Genomic DNA, 18018 nt, shown 5'->3' on the forward strand with positions numbered 1-18018 from the left:
GTGATGCAACAAGTCGATTTTTATTATGATGTTGTCAGTCCTTACAGTTATCTTGCTGCCATCCAGATGGAGAGTCTGGCAGCAGAAACCGGCGTTCAGGTGGTATGGAAACCGATATTTTTAGGGGGGCTGTTCAAGCAGTTGGGTAATAGTGCTCCCTTGACCAACCTGCCTAAAAAACACTACATGCTGACGCAGGATTTGCCACGTCTGGCACGTTTTTATCAGGTGGCCTACACCCGCCCGGATGTTTTTCCAGCCAATACGCTGCTGGTGCAGCGGGCTTTGGCCGCAGCTCCAGTAGAGCAGCGCCCGGCGTTATCATTGAAGCTCTATGATTTTTACTGGGGGCAGGGGCAGGATGTGGCGCCCCCGGAAGTGGCTGAAGCTTTGCTGGGCACGGATATTGCTGCCCTGGGCCAGACTGAAACCGCTAAAGCAACCTTGAAGGCACTGACCGATGAGTTGATCGAGCGCGGTGGTTTTGGTGCTCCCACGCTGATCTGGCAGGATCAGTTGTATTTTGGTGCAGATCGAGTGCAGCTGCTGAAGGCTGATCTGCTGGCAACAAAAGGATAAAACGTCATGTTTACCGGTATAGTGCAGGGTGTGGCTGAACTGGCGAGCCTTGAGCGCAAGAGTAATCTCAGCACGCTGGGCATTTGTTTGCCGCCGGCAACCCGTGAGGGGTTGCAGGTGGGTGCCAGCGTTGCAATCAATGGTGTGTGCCTGACCGTGGTGCGCTGGGATGATCAGGCGGTGTATTTTGATGCCATGATCGAGACCTTGCGTCTGACCAACCTGGGTGGTTTGCAGCAGGGTGATCAGATCAACTTTGAACGGGCGGCACGTTTTTCTGATGAAATCGGTGGCCACCTGATGTCCGGTCATGTCATCGACCAGGTGGAGTTAACCGCTCGTCAGGAGCTGGATGAAAATAACCTGCGACTGGAGTTCACTGCAGCACCCAAATGGATGAAGTATATTTTTCCCAAGGGGTACATCGGCTTGAATGGCTGTAGCCTGACCCTGGGCGAGGTGGAGGATAACCGCTTCAGTGTTTATCTGATTCCGGAAACCCGTCGCGCCACCACCTTTGGCGAGATGCAGGAAGGTACCAGGGTGAACCTGGAAATTGACCCTCAGACTCAGGTGATCGTGGATACGGTTGAAAGAGTCATGGCATCACGCCAGTCTTTTGGGTAAGATGCGCGTTTTTTCAGCGCCTGACCATTCGTTCAGGAGTCATCCGATCCGGAATTGAGACACGCCCATGACCGCAGACCGTTACCGCAAGGATTTCACCATCACCTGGGATCAGTTGCACCGTGATACCCGTGAACTGAGTCATCGCCTGGTGGCGCGTGACTTTAAAGGGATCATTGCGGTGACTCGGGGAGGTTTGATTCCTGCCGGTTTGCTGGCGCGTGAGCTGAATGTTCGCTGGATCGATACGCTGGGGGTGTCGAGTTATGATCACATGAATCAGCGCAATCTGACTCTGATCAAAGCCCCGGATGAAAAGGTCGGAGATGGTGAAGGTTACCTGCTGGTGGATGACCTGGTGGATACCGGCAAAACTGCCAAAGTGGTGCGTGAACTCTTGCCAAAAGCCTGGTTTGTGACGGTTTATGCCAAACCGGAAGGACGTGAGCTGGTGGATGATTTCATCACCGAGGTCAGTCAGGATACCTGGATCCAGTTCCCCTGGGATATGGGTGTCAGTTATGTGGAACCGGTGATTAACCAGCATCGTAAAGGTTAAACCATGAAACAACCCTTGCCTGATGACTGGATGGCTTGGTTGGGCGCTGAATTTGAACAGCCCTACATGCAGCAGTTAAAAGCCTTTCTGCAACAGCAGAAAGCTGCCGGCAAGGTGATCTTTCCTCATTCATCCAACTGGTTCAATGCTTTTCAGCAAACACCCTTGTCGGGTGTGCGGGTGGTGGTGTTGGGGCAGGATCCTTATCATGGCCCCGATCAGGCCCATGGTTTGAGCTTTTCTGTGCTTCCGGGGGTTCGAATCCCTCCTTCACTGCAAAACATCTACAAAGAACTCCAGACGGATCTGGGTATTGCACCGGTCAATCACGGCTGTTTGCTGCCCTGGGCACAACAGGGTGTGCTGCTGTTGAATGCAGTGTTGACGGTAGAGGCTGGTCTGGCCAACAGCCATCAGGGTAAGGGCTGGGAGCAATTCACAGATCGAGTGATTCACCTGCTGAATGAGCAGTCACCGAGCCTGGTGTTTATGTTGTGGGGAAGTTACGCGCAGAAGAAAGCGGCTTTTGTGGATCGGCAGCGGCACCTGGTATTGCAGGCACCTCACCCTTCACCCTTATCCGCTCATCGTGGGTTTCTTGGTTGCCGGCATTTTTCACAGGCTAATGCCTGGCTGGAGCAGCGCGGACTGCCAGGCATCAACTGGCAGTTACCGCCACAGCTTTAAATCAACTTTAAATCAACGCATGTGAATGTCGTTGTCGCGCAGGAAGAAGGTGACCTTGCCCAGATCATTGCGGGGTGAAAAACTGGCTTCATCAATTTCTATCTGGGTGCCGGGGTAACAGGTCTTGCGTACCTGAATACGGGATGATTTGAGCTGGTTCAGCTCAGCGTTCAGTCTTGCCAGCTCTTCGTTCAGGCGTACTTCCTTCTGCTGCAGACTATCTCTGGCCTTGATGATCTGCTGTTTCTTTTCTTCGGTGATGGGTTTGCGCAGCTTTTTGATCTTGGCCACCACATCCATCAGCTGATTCTTTTGCACATCAAGCTGTTTCAACTGGTTATTCACCATGGCGATGTCCGCCTTGATATCCCGGGTATCGCCCACGCGTAATACTGTGGGCATATTGGCAGGTGCGCCGGTAACCGCAACATCAATCAGTTCACGTGCTTCGGCAACACCACCAACAATGGCGCCCTTGCCAGGCATGTGGATTTTGATACCGGCCTTGATCTGAGAGTGGAGGATCTGCTTCTGAACCACCACTTCCTGTCCAGCCACTACCTGAGCTTCCTGAATGAAGCGGGCCTTGATGATGCTGCCAGCTTCTAAAAAGGCGTCATCAATCTTGCCGGTTTTTTCTTCATCCGGTGCATTACGACCATTCTCGGAGCGTTTACGACCGATGATGCCGCCACCAACCTCGATCATGCCGCCTGCCTTGATGAAAGCGGCTTCAACCAGACCACCAACCTTCACATCGCCAGTAACTTCCACCTTCATGCCGGGGTTAACGTTGCCTTTGATGTGCACGCTGCCATCAAAACGCACATGACCACTTTTCAGACCCACTTCTTCGAGTTTCAACACCTGCTCGATGTGGGCACCCTTTTCATGCACTACCGGCATGCCGGAAACGGCTGACAGCAGCAGATCGTTGTCACCCGGGGCCAGCTTAACAGTGTCATCTTTAGGCTTTAACACCAGGTCTTTGCCGTTGCGCCCTTTCAGGGTGCGGCCGGTAACAGTCCAGCCAGACTTGCCTTGGGTGGGAGGGTGGCGGCGAACCAGTACCTGATCAGCATCCACATGTGGGAAGTCACCCAGCTCCAGAAAATCAACATGGCCTTCTTCATTGATCTGTGGGCGGCGATCGGTGATTTCATCCAGTAGGGTTTCCAGCCAGGCATCTTCACCGTCATATGCTGGCTCACCGTAGGCGACCACCATACAAATCGGTTTCCCGGTTTCGCGTAAATGTTTGCAGGTTGCTGGATCAGTCAGGTCTTTTAAGCTCTCATCCAGAATGCCACGAACGATCTTGGATTGTTTAAGTGAAAAATCCAGCGCTTCACGTGTCAGGTCCAGCCCTTTGCCCAGGGGGGGGTAAACCACCACACCTGCCAGCATCTGGTTGGGGCTGGCAAAAACTTCCACGCGTGCATCAACCGAGCCGCCCAGGCGCAGGTCAGTGGGTTGGCCACGGCGCATGGCTTCCAGCAGGGTAGCCAGTGCAGAGGCTTCGATGGGGTGTTCTGCTGCAGAAAAACCGGCTAACTCCACAATATGAGGGAAGTGCTCGGGATCAACCGGTAGTGCCAACCCGGACGGGGCGTAGGTGACGTAAAAATCTCCGTTTTCTTCATCAACGCGGAAAGTCAGGCCAAGCTCCTCGGGAGTCGGGATGCTCAACATGAGTTCTTCGGATAGTGGTTCCATGGCTGTTCCTGTTCTACCGTCCAGATGCTGCCTGTGTGCAGGCATTATAATAATACTTTTGGTTTGCTCTGAAAGAGCTTCCTTCATATTAACCAACTCGATGACTTTCTCCCATCCCCAACATCAGGCTCTTTTGTGACGCTTTGTTGCATCTTTAAGCAGAAAAGCACGCTGACGGGATCCGGTTGAAGGTTTATGATAGGTGCAAGGAACTGAATGGGATACCCCTCGTTATGGCGATGACCCGTATGGCAAAAATCCGCCGGGCCAGGCAGTTGATTGCTCTGACCCTGTTGGCGGAAATAAAAACCAATCAGCGCAATCTGATTAGCCTGATTCTTGATAAGGCCACCATCTGGACGGAAGATCGTCAAGCATTACGCTTGCCGCCGCTGCCGCGTCAGGTTGAAATTCAGCTGGCACGCAGTCAGGGCATGCGCTTGTTCCGCCTGCGTGAAGCTGTATTCAGTCTGGCGCCCAAGCGTCCGCTGGAAACTCAGCGCCTGATCTATCGGGACGATGTTTACCGGCCTGGTTTGCCGGGTAAAACACGCAAGCACTGATGACAACAAAAACGATTGTTCTGGAGTGAAAAAACGATGGATGCAGATCTTTCGATCGAGGAACTGGGAATTCTGCTGGTGGAGCCTTCTGCTGTTCAGCGCAAGGTGATCTGCCAGCACCTGATGGAACAGGGCATCCATACCCTGGAGGCAGTTGAAAATGCGCGTGAAGCACTCAACCGCATGCGTAGTTTTGTGCCAGACCTGATCATCAGCAGCCTTTATCTGCCCGATGCCAATGCGGATGAGCTTTTTGCACTGATGCAGAAAGAACCCCGTCTGGCTCAGGTGGCCAAGATGGTGGTATCCAGTGAACAGAAGCGCGAAAACCTTGAGGCTGTTCGTCAGGCCGGGGTACTGGCCCTGCTGCCCAAACCTTTTGATCGCAAGGATCTGGAGCGTGCGCTGAGCACAACACTGGAGTATCTGAGCCATGAGGAAGTGGAGCTGGAGCTTTATGATATTGCCAGCCTGCGGGTGCTGGTGGTGGATGATTCACGCATGGCACGCAAACACCTGTCTCGGGTGCTGCAGCAAATTGGTGTGCAGCAAATTGATGAAGCCGTGGATGGCAGTGAAGGCATACGCTGCCTGGAGCAGGCTGCCTATGATCTGGTGGTCACTGACTACAACATGCCGGTGATGGATGGTGAGGCACTGGTGAACCATATCCGCCAGTCTGCTGATTATTCCCATATTCCCATCATGATGGTCACTTCTGAAGATGAATCACGCCTGGCAGGTGTTCGTCAGGCGGGTGTTTCTGCCATCTGTGATAAACCTTTTGAAGTCAGTCAGGTGCGCCAGTTGCTGGTGTCTTTACTGGAACCTGAAGCGGGTTGATACCCAGCGGCTGCGGAGTAGCGTTTGAAATTTATTCATCAGTTGAATCAGCAGGTTCCACCACTCAAGTTAGGCGATGATCCGCAGATTGGTGCCTTGGTGAACAGTGGGTTGCTGACCTGTGAGCCAGATCTGCCTTTACGTGAGGTGGCGCGCAGGATGCGCAAAGCCAGAGTCAGCTGTATTCTGGTGGTTGAGGCTGGAGAAATAGCCGGTATCTGGAGCGAAGGGGATACCCGTCGACTGGACTTTTCCTGTGAAACCCTGCAAAACACCCCCATTCGTGAACTGATGAGTTCACCAGTCATCACTGCGCCCTGGGAAACCAGTTTGAGTGATGCCGCGAGTCTGATGAAAAAGAAACGTCTGCGCCGTTTGCTGGTATTGGATCAGCAGGGTGAACCGCTGGGCATGCTGACCCAGTCTGATCTGGTGCGCCATCAGGGGGTGGAACACTACCTGTTGATGCGTAATGTTGGCTCCAGCATCAGTCGGTCCCCCCTGCGCCTTTATGCCAGCCTGACCATTGCCGAGGCAGTGGCTCGCTTGCGTGAAGCGGGCGTTGAGGCGGCTGTGGTGGAGCGGGGGCGCGGGCAGCCGCCGGGTATTGTCACCGAGCGGGATTTGATTGCGCTGCTGGCCGAAGAGGTGCAGGCTTCAACCTTGCAGGAGCTGGTGCACAATGAGCTGCTCTGTGTACCACGTGATATGAGTCTGCTGCGTGCGGTGGATTTGCTGAGGCAGAAAGGGTTTCGTCATCTGGGTGTGCTGGAGTGTGATGAGTCCGGCCAGGCGACTGAAACTCTGTGTGGTCTGCTGTCTTTTAATGACATCCTGGCCAGTATTGAATATGAGTACGTCAACCAGTTGCGCGCCGCCATTGAGGCGCGTGATATGGCACTGCGCACGTCCAGCGAAAACCTGCTGCTGGCGCAGAAGGTGATTGAAGCCTCGTTGGATGGCATTGTGGTGACCAACCATGAGGGTGTGATTCAGGCGGTTAATCCGAGCTTTACCACCTTGACGGGCTACAACCCGGAAGAAGTGATTGGTAAAACACCGGCAGTGCTCAGTTCCGGACGCCATGGTGCGGATTTTTATCGCGAGATGTGGCTGGGACTCAAGAGTCAGGGGTATTGGCAGGGCGAAATCTGGAATCGCCGCAAGAATGGTGAGGTATATGCCGAGTGGCTGACCATTACAGCCATTCGTGGTGTGGATGGTGAAATCCGCCAGTATGCAGCCATTTTCAGTGATATCACGGATCGCAAGCTCAAAGAAGAACAGATCCATGCACTGGCTTATTACGATGAATTGACGGGGCTGGCCAATCGCCGTTTGTTGATGGATCGCCTGTCACTGGCGTTGGCCAATGCGCGCCGTCACCAACACAAGATGGCCATTTTGTTTCTGGATCTGGATCTGTTCAAGCGCATCAATGACAGCCTGGGGCACCAGGTGGGTGATGAGGTGTTGCAGCAGGTGGCAAAACGCTTGCAGCAAGCGGTGCGTGAAGGTGATTCGGTGGCACGCCTGGGGGGTGACGAGTTTACTGTGTTGGTGCCTGAGGTCGACTCCTTGCATGCATTGGAATCCCAGGCTGCTCGGCTGATCCGTGCAGTCACCCAACCCCTGACGCTACAACAAAAGCAGTTGGTGGTATCAACCAGTATCGGTATCAGTGTATTCCCTGATGACGGTGATACGGCAGAAGTACTGCTTAAGCATGCCGATACAGCCATGTATCGGGCCAAGGATGCCGGTCGTAACAGCTACTGTTTTTACAACGCGGTGATGGGGGAACGCAACTACGAAGACCTGGCGCTGGAACACGGTTTGCGCAAGGCACTGGAAGGCGGCCTGTTGCATCTGGCCTGGCAACCGAAAATTGATGTGGTGTCACGTCGCTGGGTGGGGATGGAAGCCTTGTTGCGTTGGCATGATCCAGACCTGGGTGAAGTATCCCCCCTGCAGTTTATCCCTCTGGCAGAAAAGCTGGGATTGATCGAAACTCTGGGTGACTGGGTGCTGGATCAGGTTTGTCAGCAGCTGGGGCAATGGATTAAGCGGGGTTATCGGCCGATGCCAGTATCCGTTAACGTGTCTGCCCGCCAGTTGGTGGATGCAGATTTTGCTGCGTGTATTTTCCGCCGCTTGAAAGCTTGTGGCGTGGGTAGTGAGTTACTGGAGCTTGAACTGACTGAAAGCTGCCTGATTCTGGAGCAGGAAGATGGTGAGTATCAGTTACTGGATCAGCTGCATGCCGGTGGTGTGACCTTGTCGATTGACGACTTTGGTACCGGTTATTCTTCACTGTCTTATCTGCGCAAGTTGCCTTTAAGTGTTATCAAGATCGACGCCAGTTTTGTCCGGGAGCTGCCGGGAAATCGTGAGGATGGTCAGCTGGTCAAGGCCATTATTGGCATGGCAACTGCACTGGGACTGGAAGTGGTGGCAGAGGGTGTTGAAACCCGTGCGCAGGCGACGTTACTGCAAGGCCTGGGTTGCCATGTTTGCCAGGGATACTGGCTGGCAAGACCGGCATCCACTGAGCAGATCAGCCAGTGGTTACGGGAAAGTGGTGAGTCAGGTTTGTGGCCCCATTTCCCGGAAGACTGGGAGCCGTTGCTCACTGAATCGTGAAAAATTTCTTCATGGTGCGGGTGATGGTGAGCAGCTCTTCATCACTGATCACATAACAGGGCATGGTGTAAGCGTAACGACCAAAGGGCCGCAACCATACACCCTGTGCTCTGGCCCACTGATTCATGCCTTTTAATCGATCGGCATGATCGACCTCAATGACTCCTGTTGCTCCCAGGGTGCGAGTGGCCACTACACCGGGTGCCTGAAAATCATCCAGCGCCTGTTGCAGTTGCTGCTGCATCATCGCAATGCGCTGCAGGTAGTGATCCCGTTCAAACACCTCGATGCTGGCCAGGGCAACACTGCAGGCCAGTGGATTCCCCATGAAGGTGGGGCCATGCATAAAGGCTTGTGCCGGGCCGCCATAAAAGCCTTCAAATACCTTTTCGGTGGCCAGGGTGGCTGCCAGTCCCAGATAACCTCCGGTCAGTCCTTTGGACAGCACCAGAATATCCGGGCAGATAGCGGCGTGTTCACAGGCAAACAGCTTACCGGTGCGCCCGAACCCGGTGGCTACTTCATCCAGTATCAACAAAATGCCGTAGTGATCACAGAGGCGACGAACCTCCTGCAGCCATAAGGGTGAATACATGTTAAAGCCACCGGCAGCCTGCAGCAGTGGTTCAACAATAAACGCTGCCAGCTGCTGGTGGTGTTGCTCAAAGCTTTGCTGCAGAATTTGCAGATCCTGCTGGAGTAACGGATCATCTGGCAGAGCATCGAAGCCGGCACGAGGTGCTGCTGTAAATGGGTGCTCCATCAGCCAGCCCTTGAACAACTGATGCATGCCTTCTTCTGGATCACAGACCGCCATACAACCGCTGGTGTCACCGTGATAAGCCTGTTTGACGGCCAGTATGTGGGTGCGCTCTGCCTGTCCTTGTTGTTTCTGGTATTGCACAGCCATCTTGATGGCCACTTCCACACCCACTGAGCCACTGTCACTGAAAAATACGCGGGTCAGTGGTGCGGGAGTGATACCGACCAGTTTTTCTGCAAGCTGCAGCGCAGGCTGATGAGTCAGGCCACCCAGCATGACGTGACTGAGTTGATCAATCTGGCGATGCAGTGCAGCATCAAGATCCGGATGCCGGTAGCCGTGGATCAGGCACCACCAGGCACTGGTGGCATCCAGCAGGCGGCTGCCATCTTTCAGGTGGATCCAGGCTCCCTTGCCACTGATCACTTCCGGGGGTTCGGTGAGGTTTTGCATCTGGCAGTAGGGATACCAGACAGCAGAATGGGGCATGGTGTATTCCTGAAATGTTGTTAACCTGCTCTTTATTTTAGGTTAACAGCGGGTGATGCCTGACTGCAAGTGAATGCCTGTTGATCTACGGCATGAATTGGAGTGGAAAACTCTTGCTGAAAAGACCATTATAGACTTGACAGCAGGTTTATTTTTTCAGGAGGGGAATGACATGCAGAGTGTGATAGATACTTTTCGTGAGCAGATGCAAAAGCAGCAATTGCCGATGGTTGAGTTTCAGCGCCAGTGGCTGGCAGCCATGGAAGCGGTAATGGAAACTGAGCTGGAAGCTGTGCGTCAGTACTGGGATACCTGGTTCCGCCTGAGTCAGGCCTGCATCCACAGTGGTGATGACAATAACCCGGTGAAGCTTGGACAGGATTGTGCTGATCTTTTCTGTCAGTTGAATAAGGCCATGCTGGAGCATGCCCACAAGCGTCAGCAACTGACCCAGAACTGGCGTGACCGTCTCACAGAAATCATGTGATTTTTCTGGCACCTGAAACCAGTAGGGTTCAGGTGCCTAACCTTAAAAAAACACTGATTAACTGCCTCCAATCACGGCCAGTGCCACAGACTTTATCACAAACCCCAGCACACCCAATCCCAGTGCAATAAACAGGATGGTGGTGCCAAAGCGCCCCGCTTTGGATTTTCTGGCCAGATCCCAGACAATAAACCCCATAAACAGAATCAGTCCGCCGATCAGGATTGGCATGGCCAGTGCTTCAAGTTCGGTATAGTGCATCATTTTTCCTCTGTGTTACCATAACCAACCAAATTACTTGGTTTATGCCTGTGGGTGAAATAAGAAAGGCTTATTTCGGTATCTGCTGGATTCTAGGGTGTTTCAGTGAAACAGGGGAGTGGCAGCGTGGCTGATATTCTGGTGTTGGTGGGTAGTGTGTATGGCGGTGCCGAGGAAGTGGCCGAGCAGGCGGTGCAGGTAGCTGAATCCAGGGGTTTCAAGGTTCGCATGACAACTTCGCCGGTATTGCAGGATCTGGATGGCCGCTCGGCCTTGCTGGTGGTGACCTCCACAACAGGGAGTGGTGAGCTGCCGGATGCCATTCAGCCACTTTATGCCGCATTACAGAATAACCCTGCCAGCCTATCTGGTCGCCCACTGGGTATTATTGCGCTGGGGGATTCGTCTTATGGTGAAACCTTTTGTGCTGCTGGTCAGCTGTTTGAGGAGCTGATGTCCGGCCTGGGTGCGGTGTGTTTGCAGGAGATGCTCAGGATTGACGCTTTAGAGCATTTTCAGGCCACTGATGCGGCACGGGAATGGATTGATGGCTGGCTGGAGGCTTTGCAAGAGTTCAACGGAAGGGACTGAGCATCACCAGTACCACCAACAGGGCACCCAATACCAACAGAATGTCCAATACCCAACGGCTGACGGAGCGCTTGCGTTTTTTGGGTTGGGGTCGCTGCGCCAGGGCGCGTTGAGCACTTGGGTTGCGTGTTGTGCCGCGTCCTGCCGTTCGTGTGCGTTCACGTGATGCTGAAGAGGAGCGACGAGCTGGACGTTTGTCGAGTCCAAGCTGTTTTTTCAGCTCCTTTTCTTCATGCTGGCGTTTACGTTGGAGGGCCTCCTCCTTCATTTTTGCCATATCAACCATGTTGACCATCTCCAATCTTGTGTCAAACAATCCTGGGAAACATTTGATTAACTATTGTGCTAGGTGATGCTGCGTTGAAACTGTTCTCAAAATGCTCATTTACTTCATGTAAACTCCGCTTTTTCGATCAATTTCTCCTTGCCTGACCCGCGCTCACAACGTTAATCAGATGCTTCCTGATGTTTTCAGTGGTATTCAGGATCAGCTGCGCAGTTTAACTGCTATCACGCCAGTCTGCTGCAATTGCTCGTGTTATTTCTGTCAATGATTCGTTGCAGGTTCAGGTTACTATTCGATAGCAGGGATTGTAAGCCTTGCCGGCCAGTTTCATGCGTCCCTGGCTGACAAATGCCTGCAGCAGGGCGTCGAGTAGTTGCATCAGCTCTGGCTCACCGTGCAATTGAAAAGGCCCATGCTGTTCAATGGCACGAATGCCTGACTCTTTGACATTACCTGCCACTATGCCGGAAAAAGCTCTGCGTAGGTTGGCTGCCAGCAGGTGAACCGGTTGATTGCGATGTAATTGCAGGGCAGCCATGGCGTCATGTGTTGGCTGAAAAGGCTGCTGGAACAACGGATCAATTCTCAGGCGCCAGTTGAAGTAAAAGGCATCATTGTGCTGGCGGCGATGATTGGTCACAGCCTCCATGCTGTTGCGCATGGCGCGGGCCACTCCGGCAGGATCATCAATCATGATGCGGTAACGACTGCGCTGTTCTTCACCCAGGGTGGTGACAATGAAGTGATCAATCTGCTCAAAATATTCGTGTGAGTCTGCCGGGCCGGTAAAAATCACCGGGAAGGGCTGTTGCTGGTTTTCTTCGTTACTCAGCAGTCCTAACAGGTAAAGGATTTCTTCGGCTGTACCCACTCCGCCGGGAAAAACAATGATGCCATGCCCCAGACGAACAAAAGCCTCCAGACGCTTTTCAATGTCCGGCATGATGACCAGCTCATTCACGATGGGGTTGGGTGCTTCTGCAGCAATGATGCCGGGTTCGGAAATACCGATGTAACGGCGCAGTGCGGTGCGCTGTTTGGCATGGGCGACGTTGGCTCCTTTCATCGGGCCTTTCATGGCACCGGGGCCGCAGCCTGTGCAGATATCCAGTCCTCTCAGTCCCAGGTGATAACCCACGTCCTTGGTGTATTCATATTCTTCACGGGAAATGGAATGACCGCCCCAACACACTACCAGGTTGGGTTGCAGGTTGGTGCGCAATACCCTGGCGTTGCGCAGGATATGGAACACGGCATCCGTGATACCGTCACTGTCATTCAGGTTGTAACGCGGATTCTGCTCAATTTCATTGCTGACGTAGACCAGGTCGCGCAGCACGGCAAACAGGTGTTCGCGGATACCACGGATCATCTCGCCATCCACAAAAGCTTCACTGGGTGCCTGTGTTAACTTCAGGCGAATGCCGCGATCCTGCTGCAGTACCTCAATATCAAAATCCGGGTGTGATTCCAGCAGTGCCTTGCTGTCATCCAGCGGGCTGCCGCAGGAAAGGACTGCCAGCGCACAGCGTCTGAGAATTTCATGGTGGCCATTGCTGGAAGTGTCTTTCAGTCGATTCACCTCATGCTGGGAAAGGACTTCAAGGCTACCTTCCGGTGAAACAAGGGCATTAACACCAACCTGGGCTGCTGGGTGCATCCTGAGTACAACTCCTCACTGCTAGTCAATAACAAAACAGCCAACATGATAATCCATCCATGCCTGCTTGTGCGGCATCTTTTTGTTTCTGATCAAGATATGGGGGTTTTATGAGGTGTTGATGACATCAAGAAAAGGTGGTACTGCCAAGTGCTGCGCTGCAGTAGTGAATTAGTCGTGTATTTGTTGCATAAATCGTATAATTATTCTGTGTTTTAGGCTTTTATATCAGGCATTTTCGCATTTTTGTCATTTATCTAGCGAGCGGTTGCTAGTGCCAAGGTCGAATAGGCTAAAGCGGGCAGGAAAGGTAAAAAGCTTCTGCTGAACGATCACACCTACAAAAACAGTAAAGTGACGTCGGTTCCATGTTGGGTTGTAACTGTCTGAATCAGGCTGTTGCAGCTTCATAAAGACAACTGAAGCAAGGAACTAGAGACGTGCTCCTGAAAAGAAAACACGGTGAAGAACACCCTTACTGGCCTGCCGGTCCTTTCAAGATTCGCCTGCCGTTCATTCACTATCGCTGGGAAATTCCAGAAACCATTCAAGCCCTGGTGATGTTTGTGATTGCCATGGGTATGATCCCGCTACTTGAGCAGTATCTGGGCCTGCCCTATGAAGTGGCGCTGGCTTACGTAGTGGTTTGTGGCATAGGTTTTATGTTGCCAACCCTGCTGGGCGTGCCTTTTGTGCCCGGCTGGATCACTCCTGCCATTCCGGTGGTACTGCTGTTTATCGGTCAGTTTGAACCGGGCCCGGAAGCCATACGTGCATTGGTGGCCCTGCAGTTGATGGTGACCTTTATTTTCCTGTTCATGGCGGTGACTCGCCTGGGCAGTAAACTGGTCAACAACATTCCCAACTCCATCAAGGCGGGGATTTTGTTGGGTGCCGGTATTGCCGCCATCAGTGGTGAGATCAGTCAGGGTGGGCGACTGTTTAATACTCCCATTTCCTTGACCATTGGTGGCCTGGTCACGGCCTACGTGTTGTTCTCCTTATCCTTCCGTGACTGGACGGAAAAACACCGTTGGGCCAAGTTGGTGGCCAGTTATGGCATGGTGCCGGGTATGCTGCTCACCATGTTCATTGGCTGGGGTGTGGCTGAATATCCGCTGCCGGATGTGCAGTGGGGCTTTAACGTACCGGCCATGGGGCAGATCTGGGCTTACCTGCCATTTACTGTTGGTTTTCCTGGTCTGGACCTGTTGTTGTTGGCTATTCCTACCGCCATTATTGCTTACATCATTGCCTTTGGTGACATCATTGTTGGCCAGAGTCTGATCAAGCGTGTTGACCACCTGCGCCCTGATGAAAAGATTGAAGTGAATGTGGATCGGGTGCATCTGGTCACGGGTATTCGTAACCTGTTGCATTCTTTCTTTGCGCCCTATCCGGGACTGGCGGGTCCGCTGTTTACCGGTGCCATGGCTACCATTGCCGAGCGTTACCGTTATGGCCGCAAAGCCATGGATACCATCTATTCCGGTGCCAGTATTTTCTGGATTGTCGGTTTTATTGCGCTGTTCCTGCTGCCGCTGGTCACCTTGTTCCGTCCGGTACTGCCGATTGCCCTGTCGATTACCCTGCTGATCACTGGTTACCTGTGTATTGCGGTGGCGGTGGAGCAAATTGACAATGCCACGTCGATGGGTGTGGCGGGCATCATGGGTGTCGTGCTGGCCACTCATGGCGCTGCCTGGGGTCTGGGCGCGGGTCTGGTGCTCTATTTCATGATCGAGTTCCGTGGCCGCAATAAAAAGGCGGCAGACGATACCGAGGAGCCCATTCATGTTGAAGACAATATGCCGGTTGATCAGGAGCTACCGGATAAGACCTGAGCAGGCTGTTTTCAGGCGCTGAATGCCTCTACAATAAAAACCCCGATCAGCCGGTCGGGGTTTTTTCTTGCCGCTGCCGGAAACCGCTGACCAACATGTTTAATGCCTTGTATTTCCAGACTTTTATCACGCTGGTAGAAACTGGTAGTTTCACCCAGACTGCGCGTAAGCTGGAAATGACCCAGCCGGGTGTCAGTCAGCATGTGCGTAAACTGGAAACCTATTTTGGCCTGGAGCTTTTGGAGCGCAAAGGCAAGCGTTTTGATCTCACCGAAGCCGGGCGTCAGGTGTATGACTATGCGTTGCGGCTTTTTGCTGATCATGAGCAGTTTCGTCAGGGGCTGGAACAGGATCTGCTGGAAGGTGGTGAATGCCGTATGGCCAGTATTGAAGTGCTGGGCGTGTTGTTTTATCCCTTTGCGCTGGGCTTGTTAAAAAATCATCACCGCCTGCGTTTACACCTGCGTTTTGCGGACAATGCCGAGGCGATTCAGGATCTGTTGAACCGACGCATTGAACTGGCGCTGGTCAGTGAGATGCAGCGCCATCCTGAGCTGGATTATATGGAATATCTGAGTGAACCGCTGATTGTGGTGGTGCCTGCCGATTTTCAGGGCAGCAGCCTGCATGAGCTGATCAGTCTGGGTTTTATTGATCATCAGCAGGGTCAGGAACAGGCCGGCAAGCTCTTGAAAGTCAACTTCCCGGAAGAATACCGGGGCTCGCGCCAGTTGACCCAGCGCAGTTATGTCAACCGGGTGCATCTGGTACTGGATGCTGTGGCACGAGGGCTGGGATTCAGTGTGGTGCCGCGCAGTGTCTGGGAGGCTTCAACCTGGCAACAGCAGACCCGTGAATGGCGTCTGCCGGAAGAAGCCAGTTGGACCATTTACCGGGTGACTTTAAAAGGCAAAACCCTGCCAGAGCGTTATCTGCATCTACTGGATGAATACCTGGCCTGGCGTCAGGGTGCGCTCAGCGGTAATCCTTGAGATAAACCACCTTGGGTCGGCGAGTGATTGGCTGGTCGGCTACTTTCTCTGCGCTGGTCATTACTTTGGGTGCTTCTACAGCAGTTGATCCAGAGAGTTTTTCCAGCTCCCGTCGCATTGACAACAAACCCTCATGCATCAGGCCGGAAAACTTCAGGCAGAGTGCCATCGGGCTGCGGTGTCTGGAGCGTTCAGCATTGATTCTGAATACCAGTTGTTCAAGCCGTTGACGCATGCCCTGATCCGGTGTGGCATCCAGCACCTCCTGTGTGAGCTGATCCCGTAATGCCTCTAACTGTTCAGGTGATTGCTGAGCCATGGTCAGCAGTTCATCAAAGCAAGGCAAGCGCGAGGATTGATGGATCATGACAGCCTCCGGGACTGGCCTATCAGATGGTTTTCTGTCAGTTTAGTCAATAATTGCTCATCCATCCTTTTTTCTGCTTTACTGTTTAGTGCCACAGCCAGACAAGGAACCGGCTTGATGAAATGTTTTCGCAACGGGTTAACGCCTCAGTGCCGTCAGGTGCTTAAAGTTGCCGGTATCTATGCGCTTACCAGCGCTTTATGGATCATATACAGCGACCGTTTTGTGGAATCGCTGGAGCTGGATGCCGCAACCCTGACACTGTTTCAGACCAAAAAGGGACTCATCTTCATTTCACTGTCCAGCCTTTTGATCGGTTGGTTGGTTTATCGCGCACTGGCGGTGCAGGATCATCTGATTGAACGTCTGGAGCACAGCCGCGACAAGTTGCGTCAGGCGGCGACCCTTTATCAGTCTTCTGGTGAAGCCGTGCTGTTATTAAATGCACGGCGAGAACTGGAAGCAGCCAATCCTGCTGCCGAAAGAATTTTTGGTCAGTCTGAAGCCTCCCTGCTGGGCCATAAACCCTCGATGTTGGTTAATGCGACTCAAACACCAGCCTTTTATCGTGATATCTGGCGTCAGGTATTGCGTCAGGGGCGTTGGCAAGGTCGCCTGACCCAGGTTCGTAAGGATGGTAGTTTTTGCCACCTGTGGGTGACCCTCAATCGGCTGGATGAACCCCGCCGCTACCTGTTTGTGATGACCGATATCAGCCAGTTGGAAGAGACTGAAAGCCGACTGGAGCGCCTGGTGTATTACGATACCCTGACCGACCTGCCCAATCGCAATCTGATTTCCATGCAGCTGGACAATGCCTTGATTCGTGCCCGGCGCTGGAATCGCAAGGTTGGGGTGTTGCTGGCTGATCTGGACGGTTTTAAAACCCTCAATGACAGCCTGGGCCATCAGGTGGGTGATCAGTTGTTGATGGCTGCTGCGCGTCGCCTGAATCAGGCAGTCGGGCAGGAGTGCCTGCTGGCCCGTCTGGGGGGGGACGAGTTTCTGCTGGTACTGGAGGGCATGGACTCACCTGAACCCTTGCAGGCTTTGGCGAATCAGGTGTTGGAGTTGATGCGCCAGCCATTTGAGCTGGCCGATGGCCAGCAGGTCTGGTTGACTGCCAGTCTGGGTAGCAGTATCTGGCCGGATGATGCGGCTTCAGTCGATGAGTTGCTGCGCAACTCGGATGCCGCCTTGTACCAGGCCAAGGATGCCGGACGTAACACCCTGAGCAGTTATACCAGTGACCTGACTGACCGGGCCCGCCGTTATCTGAATATGGATGTACGCCTGCGTCAGGCATTGGAGCAGGATCAACTGGTGGTGTTTTATCAGCCGCTGTTGGATCTGGACACCGGCCGCTGCAGTGGTGTGGAGGCTTTGGTCCGCTGGCAACAGGCAGATGGCAGCCTGGTGCCTCCGATGGATTTTATTCCTCATGCGGAACAGAGTGGCCTGATCCATGCTCTGGGGGACTGGGTACTGGAGCGGGCCATGCAGGACTTTCTACGCTGGCGTGCAGCAGGTGTTGAGCTGGATACCCTGGCCGTAAACCTGTCACCGCGCCAGTTCATGCAGCCTGATCTGGTTTCACACATTGCCGCAGCGTTGGAACGCTGGCGCTTTCCGGCTGCATGCCTGGAGCTGGAAATCACTGAAACGGCACTGATGGGGCAGGGGGCTCATGCCGAAGAGGCATTACAGGAACTGAAGGCGTTAGGTTTGCGCCTGGCCATTGATGATTTTGGTACGGGGTATTCGTCCCTGGCGTATCTGAAGCGTTTTCCGCTTGATAAACTGAAAGTGGATCAGAGCTTTGTCAGGGATTTGCCTGATGATGTGGCGGGCAGCGAAATTGTGGCTGCAGTCATTGCCATGGGGCGGGGGCTGGGATTGCAGGTGCTGGCGGAAGGTATTGAGAGTCGGCATCAGTTGAGTTTTCTGGCCGAGCGAGGCTGTCATGCTGGTCAGGGTTATTTGTTCAGTCGACCGGTACCGGAGTCACAACTTCTGCCCTGGCTGGAAAACAATAAAGCCCCGGTGGTGCAATAACCAGCG

General features: G+C 53.4%; 18 protein-coding genes. 12 read left to right on the top strand and 6 right to left on the bottom strand.

From position 1 onward, the window contains the following. Positions 1-3: 3 nt before the first annotated feature. From BT114_RS00305 to ung, 4 genes are all read left to right on the top strand, one after another. On the top strand, positions 4-579 hold the full coding sequence (locus tag BT114_RS00305) for a 2-hydroxychromene-2-carboxylate isomerase (RefSeq protein ID WP_072324334.1): 576 nt from the start codon (positions 4-6) through the stop codon (positions 577-579). A 6-nt stretch (positions 580-585) separates the two neighbouring features. Then, entirely contained in the window at positions 586-1206 is a 621-nt protein-coding gene (locus BT114_RS00310; protein ID WP_072324335.1) for a riboflavin synthase subunit alpha, read from the top strand. Between the two features lie 67 nt (positions 1207-1273). Next, complete coding sequence (gene gpt / locus BT114_RS00315) at positions 1274-1765, top strand: xanthine phosphoribosyltransferase (protein ID WP_072324336.1); 492 nt, start codon at positions 1274-1276, stop codon at positions 1763-1765. A gap of 3 nt (positions 1766-1768) precedes the next feature. Continuing rightward, on the top strand, positions 1769-2452 hold the full coding sequence (ung, locus tag BT114_RS00320) for a uracil-DNA glycosylase (protein ID WP_072324337.1): 684 nt from the start codon (positions 1769-1771) through the stop codon (positions 2450-2452). Positions 2453-2464: 12 nt separating this feature from the next. Here ung and BT114_RS00325 read toward each other — a convergent pair whose 3' ends face one another. Beyond that, positions 2465-4168, bottom strand: coding sequence for a FapA family protein (locus BT114_RS00325; protein ID WP_072324338.1), 1704 nt, complete (start codon positions 4166-4168; stop codon positions 2465-2467). Positions 4169-4401: 233 nt separating this feature from the next. Here BT114_RS00325 and BT114_RS00330 point away from each other — a divergent pair, with 233 nt between their 5' ends. From BT114_RS00330 to BT114_RS00340, 3 genes are read left to right on the top strand one after another with little or no spacing between them, the layout of a single operon-like run. Continuing rightward, a complete protein-coding gene (locus tag BT114_RS00330) occupies positions 4402-4731 on the top strand; it encodes a hypothetical protein (protein ID WP_143142734.1) in 330 nt (109 codons plus the stop codon). A gap of 36 nt (positions 4732-4767) precedes the next feature. Continuing rightward, entirely contained in the window at positions 4768-5574 is an 807-nt protein-coding gene (locus BT114_RS00335; RefSeq protein WP_072324340.1) for a response regulator, read from the top strand. 24 nt (positions 5575-5598) lie between these two features. Then, positions 5599-8217 carry an EAL domain-containing protein gene (locus BT114_RS00340; RefSeq protein WP_143142735.1) on the top strand — a complete coding sequence of 873 codons (2619 nt, stop codon included), beginning with the start codon at positions 5599-5601 and terminating at the stop codon, positions 8215-8217. On the opposite strand, the gene bioA is transcribed toward BT114_RS00340, so the two are convergent. Beyond that, positions 8204-9469, bottom strand: coding sequence for an adenosylmethionine--8-amino-7-oxononanoate transaminase (gene bioA / locus BT114_RS00345; protein ID WP_072324341.1), 1266 nt, complete (start codon positions 9467-9469; stop codon positions 8204-8206). The two genes, BT114_RS00340 and bioA, sit on opposite strands and share 14 nt — an antisense overlap. A 172-nt stretch (positions 9470-9641) precedes the next feature. Here bioA and BT114_RS00350 point away from each other — a divergent pair, with 172 nt between their 5' ends. Next, positions 9642-9956: a phasin family protein gene (locus BT114_RS00350; RefSeq protein WP_072324342.1), complete on the top strand. Its 315-nt coding sequence runs from the start codon at positions 9642-9644 to the stop codon at positions 9954-9956. A 57-nt stretch (positions 9957-10013) separates the two neighbouring features. Here the strand turns inward: BT114_RS00350 and BT114_RS00355 are convergent, their stop codons facing one another. Further along, positions 10014-10217 carry a DUF2788 domain-containing protein gene (locus tag BT114_RS00355; protein ID WP_072324343.1) on the bottom strand — a complete coding sequence of 68 codons (204 nt, stop codon included), beginning with the start codon at positions 10215-10217 and terminating at the stop codon, positions 10014-10016. Between the two features lie 126 nt (positions 10218-10343). Here BT114_RS00355 and BT114_RS00360 point away from each other — a divergent pair, with 126 nt between their 5' ends. Further along, positions 10344-10808 (top strand): flavodoxin domain-containing protein, encoded by a 465-nt coding sequence (locus BT114_RS00360; RefSeq protein WP_072324344.1) that lies wholly within the window; start codon positions 10344-10346, stop codon positions 10806-10808. On the opposite strand, the gene BT114_RS00365 is transcribed toward BT114_RS00360, so the two are convergent. Both BT114_RS00365 and ppnN read right to left on the bottom strand, forming a co-directional pair. After that, positions 10792-11094 (bottom strand): hypothetical protein, encoded by a 303-nt coding sequence (locus tag BT114_RS00365; protein WP_143142736.1) that lies wholly within the window; start codon positions 11092-11094, stop codon positions 10792-10794. The two genes, BT114_RS00360 and BT114_RS00365, sit on opposite strands and share 17 nt — an antisense overlap. 280 nt (positions 11095-11374) lie before the next feature. After that, a complete protein-coding gene (gene ppnN, locus BT114_RS00370) occupies positions 11375-12754 on the bottom strand; it encodes a nucleotide 5'-monophosphate nucleosidase PpnN (protein WP_072324346.1) in 1380 nt (459 codons plus the stop codon). A 440-nt stretch (positions 12755-13194) separates the two neighbouring features. Here ppnN and BT114_RS00375 point away from each other — a divergent pair, with 440 nt between their 5' ends. Next, positions 13195-14598 carry a solute carrier family 23 protein gene (locus tag BT114_RS00375; RefSeq protein WP_072324347.1) on the top strand — a complete coding sequence of 468 codons (1404 nt, stop codon included), beginning with the start codon at positions 13195-13197 and terminating at the stop codon, positions 14596-14598. A 95-nt stretch (positions 14599-14693) separates the two neighbouring features. Next, complete coding sequence (locus tag BT114_RS00380; RefSeq protein WP_072324348.1) at positions 14694-15590, top strand: LysR family transcriptional regulator; 897 nt, start codon at positions 14694-14696, stop codon at positions 15588-15590. On the opposite strand, the gene BT114_RS00385 is transcribed toward BT114_RS00380, so the two are convergent. Beyond that, on the bottom strand, positions 15574-15957 hold the full coding sequence (locus tag BT114_RS00385; RefSeq protein ID WP_072324349.1) for a DUF3135 domain-containing protein: 384 nt from the start codon (positions 15955-15957) through the stop codon (positions 15574-15576). The genes BT114_RS00380 and BT114_RS00385 overlap by 17 nt on opposite strands. A 117-nt stretch (positions 15958-16074) precedes the next feature. Between BT114_RS00385 and BT114_RS00390 the strand changes: the two genes are divergently transcribed. Next, positions 16075-18012, top strand: coding sequence for a putative bifunctional diguanylate cyclase/phosphodiesterase (locus tag BT114_RS00390; RefSeq protein ID WP_072324350.1), 1938 nt, complete (start codon positions 16075-16077; stop codon positions 18010-18012). The last annotated feature ends 6 nt before the right edge of the window (positions 18013-18018 follow it).

Origin of the sequence: Marinospirillum alkaliphilum DSM 21637 (genome assembly GCF_900119735.1) — a bacterium.
GTDB classification, from domain to species: Bacteria; Pseudomonadota; Gammaproteobacteria; order Pseudomonadales; family Halomonadaceae; genus Marinospirillum; species Marinospirillum alkaliphilum.